This window comes from Geobacter sp. AOG2, assembly GCF_019972295.1.
GTDB lineage: Bacteria > Desulfobacterota > Desulfuromonadia > Geobacterales > Pseudopelobacteraceae > Oryzomonas.
This window is the reverse complement of record NZ_BLJA01000001.1, coordinates 1,059,944-1,077,166: the sequence shown is the minus strand read 5'-3', so window position 1 is coordinate 1,077,166 and position 17,223 is coordinate 1,059,944. Positions and strand designations below refer to the sequence as shown.

At 56.6% G+C, this 17,223-nt stretch carries 17 protein-coding genes; 10 read left to right on the top strand and 7 right to left on the bottom strand.

What is annotated here, in order from left to right; translation table 11 throughout:
• The first annotated feature begins 187 nt into the window (after positions 1-187).
• The 5 genes from LDN12_RS04975 to LDN12_RS04955 all read left to right on the top strand — a co-directional run bounded on the left by LDN12_RS04975 (position 188) and on the right by LDN12_RS04955 (position 5,256).
• Entirely contained in the window at positions 188-838 is a 651-nt protein-coding gene (locus tag LDN12_RS04975) for a ribonuclease HII (RefSeq protein ID WP_223921578.1), read from the top strand.
• Positions 823-1,995, top strand: a complete 1,173-nt coding sequence (locus tag LDN12_RS04970) for a metallophosphoesterase (protein ID WP_223921577.1) — start codon at positions 823-825, stop codon at positions 1,993-1,995. Before LDN12_RS04975 ends, LDN12_RS04970 begins: the two co-directional genes overlap by 16 nt.
• Before the next feature lie 163 nt (positions 1,996-2,158).
• Positions 2,159-4,063: a GspE/PulE family protein gene (locus LDN12_RS04965; protein WP_223921576.1), complete on the top strand. Its 1,905-nt coding sequence runs from the start codon at positions 2,159-2,161 to the stop codon at positions 4,061-4,063.
• Positions 4,060-4,902 carry an HDOD domain-containing protein gene (locus LDN12_RS04960; protein WP_223921575.1) on the top strand — a complete coding sequence of 281 codons (843 nt, stop codon included), beginning with the start codon at positions 4,060-4,062 and terminating at the stop codon, positions 4,900-4,902. The genes LDN12_RS04965 and LDN12_RS04960 overlap by 4 nt, the downstream gene beginning before the upstream one ends.
• Positions 4,903-5,076: 174 nt before the next feature.
• Complete coding sequence (locus LDN12_RS04955) at positions 5,077-5,256, top strand: hypothetical protein (RefSeq protein WP_223921574.1); 180 nt, start codon at positions 5,077-5,079, stop codon at positions 5,254-5,256.
• A gap of 93 nt (positions 5,257-5,349) precedes the next feature.
• Here the strand turns inward: LDN12_RS04955 and mltG are convergent, their stop codons facing one another.
• Entirely contained in the window at positions 5,350-6,363 is a 1,014-nt protein-coding gene (mltG, locus tag LDN12_RS04950; protein WP_223921573.1) for an endolytic transglycosylase MltG, read from the bottom strand.
• Positions 6,364-6,507: 144 nt separating this feature from the next.
• On the opposite strand from mltG, the gene LDN12_RS04945 reads away from it, so the two are divergent.
• The 4 genes from LDN12_RS04945 to LDN12_RS17940 all read left to right on the top strand — a co-directional run bounded on the left by LDN12_RS04945 (position 6,508) and on the right by LDN12_RS17940 (position 10,472).
• Positions 6,508-6,963 (top strand): ferritin family protein, encoded by a 456-nt coding sequence (locus tag LDN12_RS04945; RefSeq protein ID WP_223921572.1) that lies wholly within the window; start codon positions 6,508-6,510, stop codon positions 6,961-6,963.
• A gap of 46 nt (positions 6,964-7,009) precedes the next feature.
• The gene (gene nudC, locus LDN12_RS04940; protein WP_223921571.1) at positions 7,010-7,882 is read left to right on the top strand and encodes an NAD(+) diphosphatase; all 873 of its coding nucleotides are present in this window, start codon (positions 7,010-7,012) and stop codon (positions 7,880-7,882) included.
• A 122-nt stretch (positions 7,883-8,004) separates the two neighbouring features.
• Positions 8,005-9,807, top strand: a complete 1,803-nt coding sequence (locus LDN12_RS04935; RefSeq protein ID WP_223921570.1) for a DUF6600 domain-containing protein — start codon at positions 8,005-8,007, stop codon at positions 9,805-9,807.
• 320 nt (positions 9,808-10,127) lie between these two features.
• The gene (locus LDN12_RS17940; protein ID WP_374045033.1) at positions 10,128-10,472 is read left to right on the top strand and encodes a PLD nuclease N-terminal domain-containing protein; all 345 of its coding nucleotides are present in this window, start codon (positions 10,128-10,130) and stop codon (positions 10,470-10,472) included.
• 186 nt (positions 10,473-10,658) lie between these two features.
• Here the strand turns inward: LDN12_RS17940 and LDN12_RS04925 are convergent, their stop codons facing one another.
• The 6 genes from LDN12_RS04925 to LDN12_RS04900 form a co-directional block, all read right to left on the bottom strand.
• Positions 10,659-11,855 carry a cofactor-independent phosphoglycerate mutase gene (locus LDN12_RS04925; RefSeq protein ID WP_223921569.1) on the bottom strand — a complete coding sequence of 399 codons (1,197 nt, stop codon included), beginning with the start codon at positions 11,853-11,855 and terminating at the stop codon, positions 10,659-10,661.
• Between the two features lie 125 nt (positions 11,856-11,980).
• Complete coding sequence (locus tag LDN12_RS04920; protein ID WP_223921568.1) at positions 11,981-12,625, bottom strand: metal-dependent transcriptional regulator; 645 nt, start codon at positions 12,623-12,625, stop codon at positions 11,981-11,983.
• A 96-nt stretch (positions 12,626-12,721) separates the two neighbouring features.
• On the bottom strand, positions 12,722-12,946 hold the full coding sequence (locus LDN12_RS04915) for a hypothetical protein (protein WP_223921567.1): 225 nt from the start codon (positions 12,944-12,946) through the stop codon (positions 12,722-12,724).
• 135 nt (positions 12,947-13,081) lie between these two features.
• Positions 13,082-15,073 carry a ferrous iron transport protein B gene (gene feoB / locus LDN12_RS04910; protein ID WP_223921566.1) on the bottom strand — a complete coding sequence of 664 codons (1,992 nt, stop codon included), beginning with the start codon at positions 15,071-15,073 and terminating at the stop codon, positions 13,082-13,084.
• A 57-nt stretch (positions 15,074-15,130) separates the two neighbouring features.
• A complete protein-coding gene (locus LDN12_RS04905) occupies positions 15,131-15,565 on the bottom strand; it encodes a Fur family transcriptional regulator (protein ID WP_223921565.1) in 435 nt (144 codons plus the stop codon).
• 160 nt (positions 15,566-15,725) lie between these two features.
• Complete coding sequence (locus tag LDN12_RS04900) at positions 15,726-16,460, bottom strand: DUF3108 domain-containing protein (RefSeq protein WP_223921564.1); 735 nt, start codon at positions 16,458-16,460, stop codon at positions 15,726-15,728.
• 190 nt (positions 16,461-16,650) lie between these two features.
• Between LDN12_RS04900 and LDN12_RS04895 the strand changes: the two genes are divergently transcribed.
• Positions 16,651-17,022 (top strand): hypothetical protein, encoded by a 372-nt coding sequence (locus LDN12_RS04895; RefSeq protein WP_223921563.1) that lies wholly within the window; start codon positions 16,651-16,653, stop codon positions 17,020-17,022.
• The last annotated feature ends 201 nt before the right edge of the window (positions 17,023-17,223 follow it).

Sequence of the window (17,223 nt, the reverse complement as noted above, 5' to 3'; positions counted from 1 at the left end):
GGGTTTCGACGTCACATCAAATTAGTCCTGTGAAAATACCTATAGACGAATTGCTATTTTTTTTGCTAATGTCGGCACAGGGCTTTCGACTGTCGCAAAGCAATTATTTTACATATCAACATATTACTATGTGCCCCAAAAGGACAAAGACTTGTTCAGCGGGGCTTTTTTGATTCCGGGACCGACCATGCACCAAACGGAACTCTTCGTCGCCCCTCCTCTGGATACCCTGGCATTGGAGCAGCACGCCCGCAACCGGGGCTTTGCCCTGGTCGCCGGCGTGGACGAGGCCGGGCGCGGCCCCCTGGCCGGCCCCGTGGTTGCAGCAGCTGTCATCCTACCCGAGGGGATGCGCATCCCCGGAGTCGATGATTCAAAAAAACTTTCGCCGGAAACCCGAGAGCGCCTTTTCGACACCATCCAGGCTCAGGCCCTGGCCATCGGCGTCGGCATGGGCAGCCCGGAGTTGATCGACCGCATCAATATCCTGCAAGCCACCCGTCACGCCATGCTGGAAGCGGTCTCCACCCTGTCGGTCCAGCCTCACTTCATCCTTATCGACGGCATCACGCCCATCGAGTCCCCCATTCCCCAGAAGACCGTCAAAAAGGGGGATTCCCTCAGTCTCTCCATCGCAGCCGCCTCGATCATCGCCAAGGTCACCCGTGACCGCCTGATGCGGGAACTGGATGCCATCCACCCCGGCTACGGCTTTGCCGGTCACAAGGGGTACGGCTCTGCCGCCCATCTTGAAGCCATCCGGCGGCTCGGCCCTTCGCCGGTCCACCGCCTGAGCTTCGGCGGCGTCAAGGAACACATCCCATGTCCCTCTTCCTGATCACCTTCCTAAGCCTCTACGGCGGCATGCATGCCTATGCCTTTGTCAGGCTGCGCGGCGCATTCCTGTCGAACCATACCGCCGCCACCATTGTACTGGCTGCATGGATGATCCTGATGGTTGCCGCACCTATATTGGTGCGTCTGGCTGAGAGCGCCGGACTGGAACGGAGCGCACTCTTCCTGGCTTGGCCCGGCTACACCTGGATGGGAGTTCTCTTCATCTTCGCCTCGACCTTGCTGGCATGCGATGCGCTCCGGCTCGTCGCCTGGCTAATGAATCGCCTTCGCGGAACTGCCACCCCCTGGTTCATGAACGCTGCCGTCACCTGTTCGGTCGCGTTGGTCATCGCACTCATTGCCGGCGTCTACGCCTTCTACGACGCGCGGCGCATCAGGACCGACCATGTCATGGTTACTACCGCCAAGCTCTCGCCATCGGCAGGCCGGATCAGGATTGCGCAGATTTCCGATGTCCACATCGGTCTCCTGTTTCGTGAATCGCGGCTGAACGGTATCCTGGCGGCCATCCGTGCGGCCCGGCCCGACATCCTGGTATCCACCGGCGATCTGGTGGACGGCAGGCTCAGCCGCGAAGACATCATTTCCCACCAGAACAGGCTGGCGGATATGTTGGCGTCGATTGAAGCACCCGGTGGGAAATTCGCCGTAACCGGCAACCACGAGTTCTATGCCGGACTGAACCAGGCTCTAGCCTTCACACGCACGGCCGGCTTTACCGTGCTTCGCAACCAGACCGCCACCCTCGCCAATGGCATCGCCATCAGCGGTGTTGACGATCCGGCCGGACTGCGCATGGGCGTTCCCGCTCCTCCCCTTTCGGAACAGGCACTTCTGAAGTCCGTCCCCCAGGATCGTTTTTGCCTCCTGCTCAAACACCGGCCGGATGTGCCGGCAACCAGCGACGGTCTTTTCGATCTGCAACTGTCCGGCCACGTCCACAAAGGACAGATATTCCCCTTTAACCTGCTGGTGCGTCTTCAGTACCCGATCCCGTGCGGAACGACCGCCACCCCGGGGAACTCGCTTATTCACGTATCCCGCGGCAGCGGCACATGGGGGCCGCCATTACGTCTGCTGGCGCCTCCCGAGGTTACGGTCATAGACATCATCCCCAAGGGTTTGCAGAACCTCTGAAAGCCTTCAACTGCGTCTATGGGGGAGGGACGGCGCCCCTGTTAACCGGAGACTTCAAATGCGGGGGCAAAATAAGCCGGGAGGAGGAAAATACATTGATTTCCCCATCTTAATGAGTGTAATCTCTGTCTCAAAATGCACTCGTTGAGACCGTGAGGGCTCCATGACCCAAACAAGCATCAGCAGTCCGACAACATCCCCACCCATTGAAAGTACGGGCCTCATCTCGGCGCTCCTGTTGAAAGACGGCGTCATCGATGAACGGCAACTCTCCTACGCTACCAGGGTCCGTTCGAAACTCACCACCCCCCGGACCATGATGGACACCCTTCTGGACCTGGGCTACGTGACCCAGGAACAACTCCAGAATACCCTGCGCAGCAACCAGATGAACATCCGCCTCGGCGACCTTCTTCTGGAACTGGGCTACCTGAGGGAAACAGACCTCCAGCAGGCCCTGGGGATTCAGAAAGAGCTGTTAGGCAAAAAACGGCTCGGCGAAATCCTGGTGGAACGGGGTTTCATCGAGGAACGTCGGTTGCTGGAGACCCTCGCCTACCAACTCGGCTATCCTCTCGTTGAACTGAGCTTTGTCACATTAGACCGGTCCCTCCTTGCCGCCATACCACTCAATATCTGCCGCGAACATAAGTTCGTGCCGGTCAGACGTGACGGCGACTCCATCGTTCTGGCGCTCTCCGACCCCCTGGACCAAAAGGCTCAGGATGTGGCCAGGAGCATACTGGGGCAGAGCCTGAAAATCGCCATTGCCCCCCGCGAGTCGATCCTGGAGAATCTCGCCGCCCTGGAGCGGACATCAAGCCAACCGGCCATCTCCGACGAATCCACCATCATCGGCATGATCAATGCCCTCTTTGAGGAAGCCATTGAAGAATGCGCCAGCGACATCCATATCGAACCGCTGAAGGATCGCCTGCGCATCCGGCTCCGTTGCGACGGCGTCATGCAGCAGCACAAGGACTTCCCCAAGGAAATCGCCCCCCAACTCACCAGCAGGATCAAGGTCATGGCCCAGGCCGACATCGCCGAACGGCGCCGTCACCAGGACGGCCGCATCCTGTTCGCCAGCGCCAAGCACGGCATTAACCTTGACATGCGCGTTTCCTTCTTCATCACCATCTACGGTGAGAAGATCGTTCTGAGACTCCTGAACAACAAGGGTACCTTGCTGGACATCAGGGAGATCGGGATGGCCCCGCGCATGCTGGAACATTTCATCTACGAGGCCCTGGAGGTCCCCACCGGCGTCATGATCATCACCGGACCCACCGGGTCGGGCAAAACCAGTACCATGTACAGTTGCGTCAACTATCTGAACAATATCAACACCAGCATCATTACCGCCGAAGACCCGGTGGAATACATCATTGACGGCATCACCCAGTGTTCCATAAACCCCAAGATTGGCGTAACCTTTGAGGAAACTCTGCGCCACATCGTGCGCCAGGACCCAGACATCATCGTCTTGGGCGAGATCCGTGACCATTTTTCTGCCGAGACCGCCATCCAGGCGGCTCTGACCGGCCACAAAGTGCTGACGACCTTTCACACTGAAGACAGCATCGGCGGTCTGATCCGCCTGATGAACATGGAGATAGAGGCATTCCTGATCTCCTCCACCGTAGTCTGCGTGGTGGCGCAACGCCTGCTCCGCCGAGTCTGCCCCGACTGTGCCGAGACCTATATCCCCACCCCTCTCGATCTGTCCCGCCTGGGCGTGTCGCCCAACGATCTGGTCGGAGCTGAGTTCAAAATCGGCCGGGGATGTAAATCCTGCCGTTTCAGCGGCTATCGTGGCAGGGTCGGCGTATTCGAGCTGCTGGTGATGAACGAAATGGTTAAAAACGCCATCCTGAACAACAAGAGCTCCTACGATATCCGCAAGATCAGCATCGAAACTTCGGGCATGGTGACGCTCGTCGAGGATGGTATTGTGAAAGCGGCGCAAGGCCTGATCTCCATGAAGGAGATCATCACCGATCTTCCGCGCTTGGGAAAACCGCGCCCGCTTGGTGAGCTTCGAAGAATACTGGGAGTTACGCAATGACTACGGAAAAACCTCTCGTAGAACTTATCAGAGACCGACTTGCCGGAGATCTGCGAGGCCTGCCGGTCTTTCATTCGGTGGCGGTAAAACTCCAGCAGATGATCCTCGACCGGAACTTTCGCATAGAAGAGGTTATCCTGCTGATCAGCGAGGATCAGTCTCTTGCCAGCCAGGTCCTGAAGGTAGGCAACTCATCCTTTTATACCGGACTCTCCAAGGTGGGCACCATCAAGGATGCCGTCGTTCGGCTGGGGGCACAGGAGATAGCCAACCTTGTGATGATGGCATCCCAGGTCGAACAATACCGATCCTGCAATCCGATTCTGGACAATGCCATGCAGCGACTATGGGACCATGCTCTCTCCTGCGCCACAGGAGCCAAGTGGCTTGCCTCCAAGACCGGCTATGCCTCGCTTGCGACCGAGGCATTCATGGGCGGGCTCCTGCACGACATCGGCAAATTGGCGATCATCAAAGCCCTGGACGAAATCCTGCAAACCAGTGGGGCAAAGGCCAATGTCTCGGAGATTCTCATCAATGAGATACTGGACACCATGCATGAAGACGTGGGACATCGCCTGATGTCCTCATGGAGCCTGCCCGAAGCCTATTGCTCCATCGCCATCAACCATCACAGACCCGAGTACGACGGTAACGACACCTTGCTCGTCATCGTCAGGCTCGCCAACCTGGCCTGCCGTAAGGCGGGCAAGGCGCTCAGCCCTGATCCCACGGTTGCCCTTGTCGGCGCGGCCGAGGCGCAATTTCTCGGAGTCAAGGAAATAACCCTGGCCGAGCTGGAAATCATTGTTGAAGACGCGGGAACCCAGGCGGCTTAAAACGGGGCCGGTGGCACGGCTCCATCGAATTTTACCCGTAAAGCATTTGGTGGGGGCACGGTTTTCAAGATTTTTGCCTTTCCCGTCACATTTTCTTCACATTGCCATGTTAAACTTGTTGTATCAGGCTCGAGAGAGAGAGGATAACCGGCAAAAGCAGAAAAGGAGGTTTGTATGGGTAAAAAGATACGGAATTCCATCGAAATTGTTGTGGAGCAGTTTCAAAATCTTTTCGAGAAATGCCTGCAAACCAAGGATGAACACGAAAGGGTTATATTGGTCCGGAGGCTTGTCAACCTGGTTGGCGTCATTCAATTTCTGATCTCTGTACAAAAGGTCACGCCTCACATTTGAAGCCTGGAACCAAACAAACCTTAAATAGGAAGCCGGGGGCCTGACACAGGCCACCCGGCTTTATTCATGGGGATTTCACAGAGACAAACAGCGTCAGTTTTTGAGATAGCGCGCTACAGCCCGGTTATGCTCCTCCAGCGTACGCGAAAAGTAGTGGGTGCCGTCCTGGCGGGCCACGAAATAGAGGTAATCGCTACGGGCCGGATGGAGTGCGGCACGGAGGGAGTCAGCTCCCGGATTGCCGATGGGACCGGGCGGAAGCCCTCTGACAAGGTAGGTGTTGTACGGTGAACGGCGGCATATGTCGGCCTTGGTGACCTTGCCCGAAAAGGCACGCACACCGTAAACCGCAGTCGGATCGCTCTGCAACGGCATCCCCAGCCGCAAACGATTGTAAAAAACCGAGGAGATCAAAGGTTTTTCTTCGGCAGAGACCGCCTCTTTTTCAATGATTGAGGCAAGGGTCACAATCTCGTCGGACGACAGCCCACCCTGCCCCCGCCCCTCTGTGGTCACATCGTCATAAGCCTTCCGGAACCGACCCACCATCTGGGTAATCAGCTGTTCCTCCGTACCGTTGCGCGCCAGGTTATAGGTGGCAGGAAAAAGATACCCCTCGACGCTGGCTCCGCGGATACCCAATCGTTCCAGCAGGGTGGTATCGTGGCACGCGGCCAGAAAGGTATCACGCTTGAAATAGCCCTTTTGCTCCAACATCTCCGCAACCTGGTAGACGGAATACCCTTCAGGCAGGGCAAAACGGTGGTAATCCACATCGCCGGTCGCCAGTTTGCGCAGGATATCTCCCGGCGTCATGGCATCCGTGAAGCGATAATCACCTGCCTTGAGACGGTGCGCCTGCCCCCGCAAACGGGCCAGGAGTATAAAGTGCCAAGCGCTACGGATAACGCCGTCTTGCTTGAGCTCTGCCGCCAGCTTTTTTATGCCGCTACCGGGCGGAAACGAGACATCGCGGACGATGCCACCCTTTCCCGGAGCAATGAAGGTGCAGACCAGGAACCAGCCCAACAGGAGCAGGAGACCGACACGGACAGATAAAACAGCAAGGACCTTCGGTGTGAGCTTGAACGGAAACATTGAGGCCATTATGGGATCTTTCCGGTTATCAGTCAAGCTTGTGGGTGCGCCTTGACATCGGGTGTGAATATTGTTACAAAAATTGACAGGTTTGGGGGGCGATCACGGGCGATGCCGTACTGAACCGGCGATACGGCGGAGAGAGGGGAAACCATGCAACTATTCAAAGATATTCGTGAAGTGTTTGACTTTGCCATCGAAAAGGAAGAGGCGGCCTATCAGTTGTACACCAAGGCCGCCGCTATGGTGAGGTCGACAGCCAGCCGCAAGATGCTGGAGGAGATGGCCGAGCAGGAGTTGGGCCATAAACGCCTGCTGCAGGGTATGGATCGGGAGAAGGTCCATGAATACCGCTTCGTCAAAGTTCCTGATCTGAAAATCGGCGATTACCTGGTGGATGTGGAGTACCGGGACGACATGACGTTCCAGGAGATCATGGTCTTTGCCATGAAGGCCGAGGAAAAGGCTGCGCAACTCTACAGCGAGGCCAGCCATCTCACCGACGTTCCCGAACTCCAGCGCATGCTGCTGATGCTGGCCAATGAGGAAAAGAAACACAAATTCAACCTGGAGTCGATGTACGACGACAAGATACTGACCGAAAATTAGCGTCCTGCATGCCGCCCCAAGGCGGCATTTTTTTTGTGAGGCTCCTATGACGTTTCCCGAACAGGTTCACCTTCCCTTCAATTTTTCCATCATCAAGGAGAGCTTCCAACTGTGCTACCCTTCACATCAGGAGCCATTGGAAAACGGCCATTGGGCAATCATGCAGGGCAACAGCGTCCTTCTGGTGCGGGATACAAATAGCTTGGTTCTGCCCCAAGGCGATCTGCCGGCTTGGCTCCAGCCGAAAGCTTCGCCACTTTTCATTGGTAAATGGCACGGAAAACCGCTCCGTGCCTTTACCGTCGGCAGCGATCTGCCTCTCCGCCCTCCTTTCGAGTCCGAGGCTTTCAATGCCGCTGAGCAACACCTGGACATGCCGACCCTTACCGTAAGCGGCCTTGCCAAACAGATTCTGCACTGGGAACGGCAGAGCCGCTGCTGTTCCCGCTGTGGCGCGCCGACCGAATCCATGATAGGCAATTGGGGAAAACGGTGCACCGGCTGCAATGCGGAACATTTCCCCCATATCCATCCCTGCGCCATCGTGCTGGTCAAACGGGGCGACCAGTTGCTCCTCACCCGTAAGGCGGAATGGCTGCCTGGCAGATACAGTCTGGTGGCCGGCTTCCTCGATTTCGGCGAATCCCTGGAGGAATGCGCCATCCGCGAGGTCAGGGAGGAAACCGGGATCGGGATAAAGAATGTCCGCTACGTGGGCAGCCAGAACTGGCCCTTTCCCGCCCAGCTCATGGCCGGCTTCGTTGCCGACTACGCCGACGGCGAGATCACGGTTGACACAACCGAACTGGAGGATGCCCGCTGGTTCCCGCTGGATGCCCTCCCCTCGCTCCCGCCGCAGCGCAGCATTGCGCGCTGGATCATCGATAACTTCAAAATGCCGAACTCCTGCCCCATTTGAGGCACTCCTTCGTCTCCATCCACCGGGAAACGCCCTTGTACGGGTATTCTGCACACGGCACGTTCTTTGCTTTATACTGTCTCAAGATATATCATCGCCCCTCAGGGGCAAGGAGGTCTTTTATGCGACGCATGCTCTGGATGGTCCTCATGCTGCTTACCATCATTACGCCAACCTGGGCGCTGGCAGGGGTTATCAGCCCGGCCCGGGTGCGTCTGCAGGTCGGCGACGTCTATTTCCGCACCCCCGGCGATAACGACTGGCTGCCGGTTGTCGTCAATACGCCCCTGGATGAGGGGGATTCCGTCTGGTGCCCCGACGGCTCCCGCCTTGAAATCCAGTTGAACGACGGCTCCCTGGTCAGGCTGGATGGCGGTTCCACCATGGAGCTGCTTGCAGTGGAGGAAGACTTCACGCAAATACATATCTCTTCGGGGAACATGTACGTGCACACCGCCGTTAATGTCAAGGAGCGCAGCCTGCAGATAGACGCCGAGGACACCACGGTGCTCCCCGCCAGCCGTTCACGCCTGCGGATCGACATGTTGCCCAATAGCGAAGAGGACGTCTCCATCTTAAAGGGTTCGGCCTACGTGGAAGGAAACGGCAGCCGCACCAAGGTACGGGCCGGCGAACAGATCGCGCTGCTGGAGGAGGGACATAACGAACTGCTGGCGCTCAATCCCCCCGACGATTGGGAACACTGGAACCAGGAGCGAGACCGGGACATGATCAGAAGCTCGCGCTCGGAGACGTATCTCCCCGAGGAGATCAGGGGGTATGGCGGCGAACTCGATGCAAGTGGAGAGTGGATACGGGTTCCCGACTACGGCATGGTCTGGCGGCCGACGGTGATCCTGGCCGACGATTGGGCACCGTATCGGAGCGGCCGCTGGATATGGAAGGGCGACGATTACGTCTGGATATCCTATGAAAGCTGGGGATGGATACCCTACCACTACGGCCGCTGGATCTCGGTCAGCGGGCGCGGGTGGTGCTGGGTCCCACCCAGGCGGGGCGATGTCTATTGGGGTCCAGGTTACGTGGGATGGTATCGCACCGGCGACCGCGTCGGATGGACGCCGCTCGCGCCGGGCGAGACCTACTATGGACACCGTTCCTATGGCCGCAACAGTGTCAACGTCAATGTCACCAACGTCAATGTCAGAAACACCACCGTAATCTACAGGAACAGCCGGGCTCGGGGCGGGATGACCATCGTTCCCCAGAACGATTTCCTGCGAGGTAGAACCGTGAGTACACCGGTGGGCGGAAGAAACGCAGTGCCCCCTCCGGCGGCGGTTTCGTTCGGAAGCCCGCGCATCAAACCGCTCCGGGAGTCGCGCATGCCGATCATCAAGACTACCCCTCCGCGGGTCGCACCGCCGGAGATGAAGCGGACGGCGCCCCAGGACCTGCGGCAGCGTTTCCCGCGGATAAATCCGTCAGCACCGACCTCTACCCCGGCCACGGTAAAAACACCGACGGCAACGCCCGCGCCCGTAACGACGCATTCTGGCCGGGACAGGAGGAATGTTCCTGCTGTCCAACCGGCCGTCAGAGCCACCCCGACCGAAACCCGCGTACCGGCCTCTCCGGCACCTCGGGCTACTCAGACGCCTCGGGCACCACAGACACCTCAGGGCTCTCCGGCACTTCATGCACCACAGGATCGGGAACGACGGTCCGCCCCGCCGGTAGTGCCGCCTGCCGGAAAAGCCGCACCGGCAGTCCAAACTCCTTCCCAGAACAGCACACCCGCGAACGCCGGGAAAAACAGGCAAATGACGACGCCACAGGCACCGCCGAGAAAGGTCTGGAACGTCACCGGACCTGAACAGCGCAAAGAAGAGAAGAAAACCGCGCCACCCGCAAAGGGACGTACCGAAGACCGGCGAGAGGAACCAAAGAAGGATCGTCAATAAGATGAGGAGAGCTTCCTCCTCCTGTCACAAACCAGAAAAGGCTCTCCGTTGGGAGGGCCTTTTCTGGTACCGTTAAAACCGTGCTGAAACGTGGTTCCGGTCGTCTCGTGTCAGGGGCCGCCTCCTTTGGGCTCTCCCAAGGTGGATCAATTTGTTCGGAAAACAGTTGACGAGCATGAGTACGCCGGTTACAAGGGACAACAAAGCGGGACAGTTTATTTTCATTCGTTGTCATTGGAATTGTAAAATAACCCTGTCTCGCATTTTAAAAAAAATTTGCAAACGACGCTCTGTTTTCTAACATGTAAAGGGTTATATTTATGACGTTAATAATGCTGTTGGCTGTAGTCGCCCTCATAACACTTCCCTCAATAATTTGGCTCTATGCACTGGCGGATGCAACAATAAATACCTTTAAAACATTCAGTATAAAAATCATCTGGATATTATCACTCTGCTTTTTCCCACCAGTCGGGACGTTGCTTTATTATTTGATAGGGCGTAATCAGAGGAGGACGTACTACCCTGTTGGAAGGCTTGTGCTCATTTGCATTCTGATGTTTCCCATAGTAATGACAATAGCATATTACCTGCAATCACCAGAGCCAAAGACATATATGGAGCCATCAACACCGTCATCATCTTCAAAGACTATTCAGATATAGGGGCATAGAGACATGACCAAGGCGGATGCTAAAGGCAATTAATCAGTAAGTGCAGATTGAAGTTTCAGAGGAAAATGCGGGACGGAATTATTTTCACTATTTGTCCTGCCATCAACACAAAAGGCTCTCCTGACGGAGAGCCTTTTGTGTGTTTAAAAACTATTGAAACCAGGCAGCAAGGGTGAGTTACTTTTTAACCAGCATCTCCATCAGCCTGTGCCCCTCCACCGCCAGCCCGGTCTTCCCGGCCTGTTCCTCATCGTAGGACAACGCGCCGTTGCCCTCCCCTTTCCCGCCGCGATAGATGATGAACGGAACCGGTTCCGACGTGTGGGTCATCAGGCGTACCGGCGTGGGATGGTCGGGGGTGCACAGGATAGCATAGTCGCCGAATTTTTTGATCCCCTCCAGCACGGTCCCCACCACTTGTTGGTCGAAGTCCTCGATGGCCTGGATTTTGTGATCCATCCTGCCGGAATGGGATGCCTCGTCGGGGGCCTCCACGTGCACGTAGACAAAATCGTGGGTTTCCAGGGTCGCAAGGGCAGCCTGGGCCTTGCCCAGGTAGTTGGTGTCGATGTAGCCGGTGGCGCCCTCCACGTTGATCACGTCCAGACCGGCGCAAACGCCGATCCCCTTGATCAGGTCGACGGCCGAGATAACCGCTCCCGAGAGGCCGAATTTTTCACCGTAGGGGACAACTTGGGGCGTTTTGCCGTGTCCCCAGAGCCAGATGGAGTTGGCGGGCCGCTTCCCCTCCTCTTTGCGTTTCTTGTTGAGGGGGTGGTCGTGCAGCACCATCTGGGCGTGGTTCATGATGTTGTTCAGCGTGGCGGCGCCATCACCGCTGGGGAGGTAGTTCAGGATCGACTTGCCGGTGATGTCGTGAGGAGGGGTGGCCGTCATGCCGTCCTTGCCGCCGCGCCAGACCATGAGATGACGGTAGCCGACGCCAGGATGGAATTCGAACTCGGCGCTGCCGATCTCCTTCTGGAGCGTTGCCACCAATTCTCGTCCTTCTTCGGTGGAGATGTGGCCGGCCGAGAAATCCTCCATGTACAGGGAACTGCCGTGAGGATTGAGGGTCACCAGATTCATGCGGAAGGCGACATCGTCCGGGCCTAGGGTAACCCCCATGCTGACCGCTTCCAGCGGGGAACGGCCCGTATAGCAGGTGCGCGGGTCGTAACCGAAGATCGACAGGTTGGCCACGTCGCTGCCCGGAGGCAGCCCTTCCGGAACGGTATTGGCCAGGCCGACCTGCCCGTGCCGGGCCATGAAATCCATGTTTGGCGTTGTGGCCGCCTGGAGTGGTGATTTATTGCCGAGTTCGCTGTAGACCACGTCCGACATGCCGTCGCCGAGGAGGATGATAACCTTCATATGCGCCTTTCGGGATTAAAAATGAGGATGAGAACCAAAGATTTACGCCGCATAGGCGAAAAAACCCTTTCCAAACGGAAACTATATTAGTTTCCGAATCATCCCCTTGTCAACCTTCCAGGCCGCTATTTTCGCACAAAAATCTCTTTTGCCAGGTTGCTGTCGATGGCGAACTCGGAAAACCCGACCCGGAAGATATAGGACGGGAAGGACTGAACCAGCACGATACGATTGCCCGGCAAGACCCCCATGGCCATCAGTTTCTGCATCTTCTTGCTGTCCTCGGTCTGGATGTAGGCGATCTCACCCTCTTGACCCGATTTGAATTCGGTCAGCGCCACCACGCCAAGATCGCCCTGTGCCCGGGCGTCCGCGCAGCAGTCGCCCGGCGGGATCGGTTTGCCGTGGGGACAGGTGGTGGGGTGATTGAGCATGGTACAGATTTTGATGTCCACCCCCTCATTGAGCAGGTGTTCGAACTGGCACGCCTTATTGTCTCCCTCGTCGCCGCGCAGGTTTAGCACATCCATCATCAGCCGTTCCGCCAGGCGATGGCGGCGGATGGTCATCTTTCCCTCTTCGCGCCCCTCGGGCCGGAAATAGACCATACCCTGGCGCAGTTCCACCAGCGCACGGCTGGTCAACTCCTTGTAGGCCGGGTCGTCGGCCGGGAACCCCAACTTCTCCGGGTCCAGATACCGGGCGCCCTCCTCTTCAACCGCGATCCACAGGGCCTCCAGGATCTCTTCAGCCTTTTCGGACAGTTTCATACATTCTCCTTCTTCACGCCATGGGTTTCATGGATGCAGAGAAACAACCATCGGATCGGACATCGCGCAACAGTCACCCCAGAGGGAGAGACTATTTTATGATGTCTTTGATTTTTTGTCCTCTGAATTCTCTGCGTCCTTGGCACCGGGCGATGTTTTTCGTTGCAACAGGTTTTTCAGCTTGCCGATAAAGGCTGGTTCCAGAGGGTTCTTGTAGTTGCAGCGGGGGCAGTGCACACTGTGGCAGCCGCCGGGACAGCCGCCGCAGCCGTGCTTGCTTTCATTCTCGTCGAATTCGTGTCCGCAAAATCCGCAAATCATCTTCTTATCTCCAGGTGACCCAATCCGCTAAGCCGGGGTATAGAACCTCTGCAATACTTGTAGTAACGCAACTCATCCCTTTAGGTCCCAGTAAGTCCTCCCCCGCTGGAGGAGAGGACTTACTGTTCCAGGGCACTAGGCCAGCAGTTTTGTCATCAGCAGAAACTGGTTGAGCACGTAGCCGCTGCCGAAGGCCAGCAGGCTGACGAACAAGCCGATGCCGCCAGCAACCTTCCAGCCGCGTTCCTTCTTCATGATCAGAAACTGGGCCACGCAGGGGATGAACAGGGTCAGCGTCACCGCGGCTACCGTCAACTGGCGGGCATCCATCAGGCCCTTTGTCTGGAGTTCGTACAGACCGGCGGCCCCGTAATCACGGCGGAAGAAGCCGAAGATGAAAGCTATGGCAGTCTCCCTGGGCAGACCGATGGAGGCCATCACCGGCGTCATGGCCGTAATCAGCTTTTCAAAGAACCCGGTGATCTTGCCGAGCCAGAGTAGCACCGAGGCCAGGATGAACAGCGGCAGAATCTCCATGAAATACCACTGCATGCGGGTATAGGTCTTGGTTAGCACGTTGGAAAATTGCGGTAGCCGCATGGGAGGCAACTCCATGTAGAACATGGGGGCTTCACCCGGCATAACCCGCGCCGCCAAGAGCCCCACCACCACGAACAGCAGCAGGAGGCTGGCGCCCCACACCGCCAGGGCTCCGGGAAACTTGGACAACAGCGCCAGGATGACGCCCAACTGGGCCGAACAGGGTATGGTCAGGGCCAGCAGTATGGTGGCTATCACCCGTTCACGGGTCGTTTCCAAGGTGCGGGTCACCATGGTCGCCATGGTGTCGCAACCAAATCCCAGCACCATGGGGATGACCGCCCGCCCGGTAAGCCCGAATTTCTTGAAGATGCGGTCAACCAGGAGCGCCAGGCGCGGAAAATAGCCGGTATCCTCCAAGAAAGAGAAGAAGATGAAGAAGGTCGCCACGATCGGCAGGATAATCCCCACCGCATAGCGGATACCCAAGGTGATGATGCCGTACTCTCCCACAAAAAGTTCCTGAATGATCTCCCAAGGGATGATCATCTTGACGACGCCGGTAATCCAGGGGTTGAATATCCCCACAAAAAGCTTTTGCTCCAGTATATCGACCAGTGTGCCGGCGCCGAAGTCACCGACAAACTTATACAGCCCGAAATAGAGTACGATCAGCAACAGGGGGATTCCGGTCAATGGTCGCACCGACATACGCGACAGCCGCTCGGCCCAGGTAACAACCCGCTTCTCCGGGCTGGTGAACGCGTCCAGAACCAGCTTCTTGACGATATCCTTGCGTTCCAGGGAAAGGTCCAGATGAAACGATCCACGGCGATTGAATGCGATCTCCCGGACCTTCTCGGCAATCACCTCGTAGCCTTCGCCCTCCCGGTGGCGAACCAGCTCCACGATCTCCTCGTCCTGCTGGAGAAGCAAGAGGGCCAAGGCACGGCGGGAAAGGATGTATTCGCCCGACATGAGTCCGGACACCTCGTTGATGTCGTGTTCCAGCAGGCGGCTGTAGGCAAAATGCGGAGGATTTCCCGCGTCATAACGATAGGCGGCGATGGCGGAACGAATCTCGCCGAGCCCCCGCTTGCGGCCCGTGGCCGCGCCGATCACCGGGATACCAAGTCGCTGCCGCAACAGTTCCAGATCGATCTTCAGCCCCATTCGTTCGGCCTCGTCCATGATATTGACCACCAGGATCACCGGCAGGCCGGCCTCGATCAATTGGAGCGTCATGGCCAGCATCCGCTCCAGGTTGCGAGCGTCGAGCACATGCACCACCACGTCCGGCGTCTCGTGCAACAAAATCTCCCGGGCAACCCGCTCTTCCTCGGTGATGGTGTGGATCGAGTACATGCCGGGTGTGTCGATCACCTCCCACGACTGTTCATTGATTACCGCATGGCCGCGGGACACCTCGACCGAGGTGCCAGGGTAGTTGGATACGGTTACGTACGAGCCGGTAAGGGCGTTGAACAACACGCTCTTCCCCACATTGGGATTGCCGACCAGGGCCACCCGCTTGGCGTTTGAATTCTTCCCAGGTGCTTCCGTCTGTTTACCGCAGCAAGTAGCCATTACTTCACCTTTTTATGCCTTTGATTTTCATTTTCAATTATATTGTAAAAAAAATTGCTATTTGGCCCTACATGCCGCGCACAATCCGTAGATTTCCAGCTTATGGCTTCTAATCGTGAATCCGTGACGTGTCGCTATCTCCATCTGTAACTTCTCGATAGTCTCGTCTTCGAACTCGATGATCGCGTTGCACCCCGTACAGACCAAATGGTCGTGATGCTCGCCGGCCAATGCATGTTCATAGCGGGTCTGGCCGTCATGCAGCAGGATCTCGCGGGCCAAGCCCGCCTCGGTGAACAGCTTGAGGGTGCGGTAGACTGTGGCGTGGCCGATACCAGGGTGGCTGGCTTTGATCTTCAGGTACAACTCCTCAACACTTACATGCTGGTGAGTGGAGAGAAAGAAGTCAAGGATGATGTCCCGTTGGCGGGTGGAGCGGAGTCCTTTGGCCGTAGCAAATTCGTTAAATGCCTTTTTCTTTTCGAGGATCATTCCGCCCCCTTGTTGAACTTGAAATTCAATATAGAAGAGCAGCAACAATGTTGTCAACACAAAATTTCAGGTTCAGGGGTGAATACGCATTTTCCCACCATCAGGCCGACGGGTTGCAAAAATGGATTATACCGATTCCGCATCAAGGCTAAAATCGGCCTCACATCTCCTTGGTAACAGATGTCGCCTGGACAGAGTAAGAGTGTTTCCCTCCCTTGCCGTCCTGGCGGTACATAACAACCGCCGCACCGTCCCAGGCGATCCAGCGCCTGGCGCTTTTGTTCAGGTCCGAAAAATCCACGATCCGGCAGGGGTACTCTTTCCCGGCAACAGTACAGGAGGCATTGCGCACAAGCAGGTAATCCCGCTTAACCACAACCATTTTTTCCACATCCAGAACTCTCAGGGTGATATGCGGCCTTTCCGAAAAATCAAGCTGGGCTTCGGGACATTCCATGGTGGTGTAATCATAGCTGCTTCGGGGAATGACAATAGTGCGGGCAACACCATGTTCACGGACATCAAAACGGAAGGCCCCATTCTCAAGCCGGCCCTCGACATCAACCGTGGCGCCGTTCTCCTTGCGCTCATGAAAATAGCTGACCAAGCGGCCTTTAAGCAGAGTTCCTTTCTCGGTGGAGGAAAGCCGGTACCCCATCCAGAGGAAGGATGCTCGGACCTCGGTTTTGGTTTCGAACTGTACTTTGGAGGCGCCCCCGTCATCAGTCATGCGCTGGGTTGTAATAACATCGCCAATGGAAAATCCCTTGGCGGAGACCTTGTAGCGCGTCACCGTCGTAACCGGAATACCGGCGAAGGAAGTGGCGAGTGGCATCAGGCACAGGATGAGCATAGTGGCCAGAAGAAGCCCGTGTCCCCTCATGATAGTCGTCAAGATATTCACTCCCTCCCGGATTAATTGAGGTTCAGCGTATCAAAAGCCGCAATCTCCATCAAGCGTCTTGGTGTCTGCAGGCGGCCCGCGTTTCAATCTTTACAACAAAATAACCTTTGCGTAACCTGAATGTTAAAGAAGCTGGCCGATTTCAAGGAGCACGTAAAGGAGCACGTAAAGGAGCCACGTCATGGAAAGACCGAGCGAGATCAAATGGCTGCAAGAACCGGAGGAAAAGGATTACCCCGCGGCTGAATCGTATCTCAGCCTGATCTATGATACTGCGACCGTGAAGAGCATCATAAGCAAGCTGAAGGTTACTCCAGTGTCCCGGTTCAAGGCCAAGGACATATTCAGGGCCTCCGGGTTATCACTGTTGGGAGTCAGCAATTCCCATGTAGAGAAGGACCGCAGAAAAATTGAGGATGGGAAGTCGTTATCACCCATCCTGCTGGTTAGGGATGAGCACAATGGCAGGGTGATCATTGCGGACGGCTACCACCGATTATGCGCCGTCTACTCATGTGCAGAGGATGAGAGCATCCCGTGCAAGATTGTGTGACACGTTGGTGAATAATACTGATAATTTGTCGCTGTCGCCGAGACATTGCGTGGCCATGGGATCACCGGCAGGGTGTGTACGTAGCAACGTAAGGAACTGGGGTAAATCGTTTGTACCCAGTTGCCGTAATCTACAAAATTACGGTATGACACAGTGCCAATAACTTGAGTTCAATGGAACACAGTGCTATAAAAGAGCGGG

Coding starts and splice junctions, on each gene's coding strand:
- LDN12_RS04975 (WP_223921578.1), top strand. CDS start 188: ATGCACCAAACGGAACTCTTCGTCGCCCCTCCTCTGGATACCCTGGCA.
- LDN12_RS04970 (WP_223921577.1), top strand. CDS start 823: ATGTCCCTCTTCCTGATCACCTTCCTAAGCCTCTACGGCGGCATGCAT.
- LDN12_RS04965 (WP_223921576.1), top strand. CDS start 2,159: ATGACCCAAACAAGCATCAGCAGTCCGACAACATCCCCACCCATTGAA.
- LDN12_RS04960 (WP_223921575.1), top strand. CDS start 4,060: ATGACTACGGAAAAACCTCTCGTAGAACTTATCAGAGACCGACTTGCC.
- LDN12_RS04955 (WP_223921574.1), top strand. CDS start 5,077: ATGGGTAAAAAGATACGGAATTCCATCGAAATTGTTGTGGAGCAGTTT.
- mltG (WP_223921573.1), bottom strand. CDS start 6,363: ATGGCCTCAATGTTTCCGTTCAAGCTCACACCGAAGGTCCTTGCTGTT.
- LDN12_RS04945 (WP_223921572.1), top strand. CDS start 6,508: ATGCAACTATTCAAAGATATTCGTGAAGTGTTTGACTTTGCCATCGAA.
- nudC (WP_223921571.1), top strand. CDS start 7,010: ATGACGTTTCCCGAACAGGTTCACCTTCCCTTCAATTTTTCCATCATC.
- LDN12_RS04935 (WP_223921570.1), top strand. CDS start 8,005: ATGCGACGCATGCTCTGGATGGTCCTCATGCTGCTTACCATCATTACG.
- LDN12_RS17940 (WP_374045033.1), top strand. CDS start 10,128: ATGACGTTAATAATGCTGTTGGCTGTAGTCGCCCTCATAACACTTCCC.
- LDN12_RS04925 (WP_223921569.1), bottom strand. CDS start 11,855: ATGAAGGTTATCATCCTCCTCGGCGACGGCATGTCGGACGTGGTCTAC.
- LDN12_RS04920 (WP_223921568.1), bottom strand. CDS start 12,625: ATGAAACTGTCCGAAAAGGCTGAAGAGATCCTGGAGGCCCTGTGGATC.
- LDN12_RS04915 (WP_223921567.1), bottom strand. CDS start 12,946: ATGATTTGCGGATTTTGCGGACACGAATTCGACGAGAATGAAAGCAAG.
- feoB (WP_223921566.1), bottom strand. CDS start 15,073: ATGGCTACTTGCTGCGGTAAACAGACGGAAGCACCTGGGAAGAATTCA.
- LDN12_RS04905 (WP_223921565.1), bottom strand. CDS start 15,565: ATGATCCTCGAAAAGAAAAAGGCATTTAACGAATTTGCTACGGCCAAA.
- LDN12_RS04895 (WP_223921563.1), top strand. CDS start 16,651: ATGGAAAGACCGAGCGAGATCAAATGGCTGCAAGAACCGGAGGAAAAG.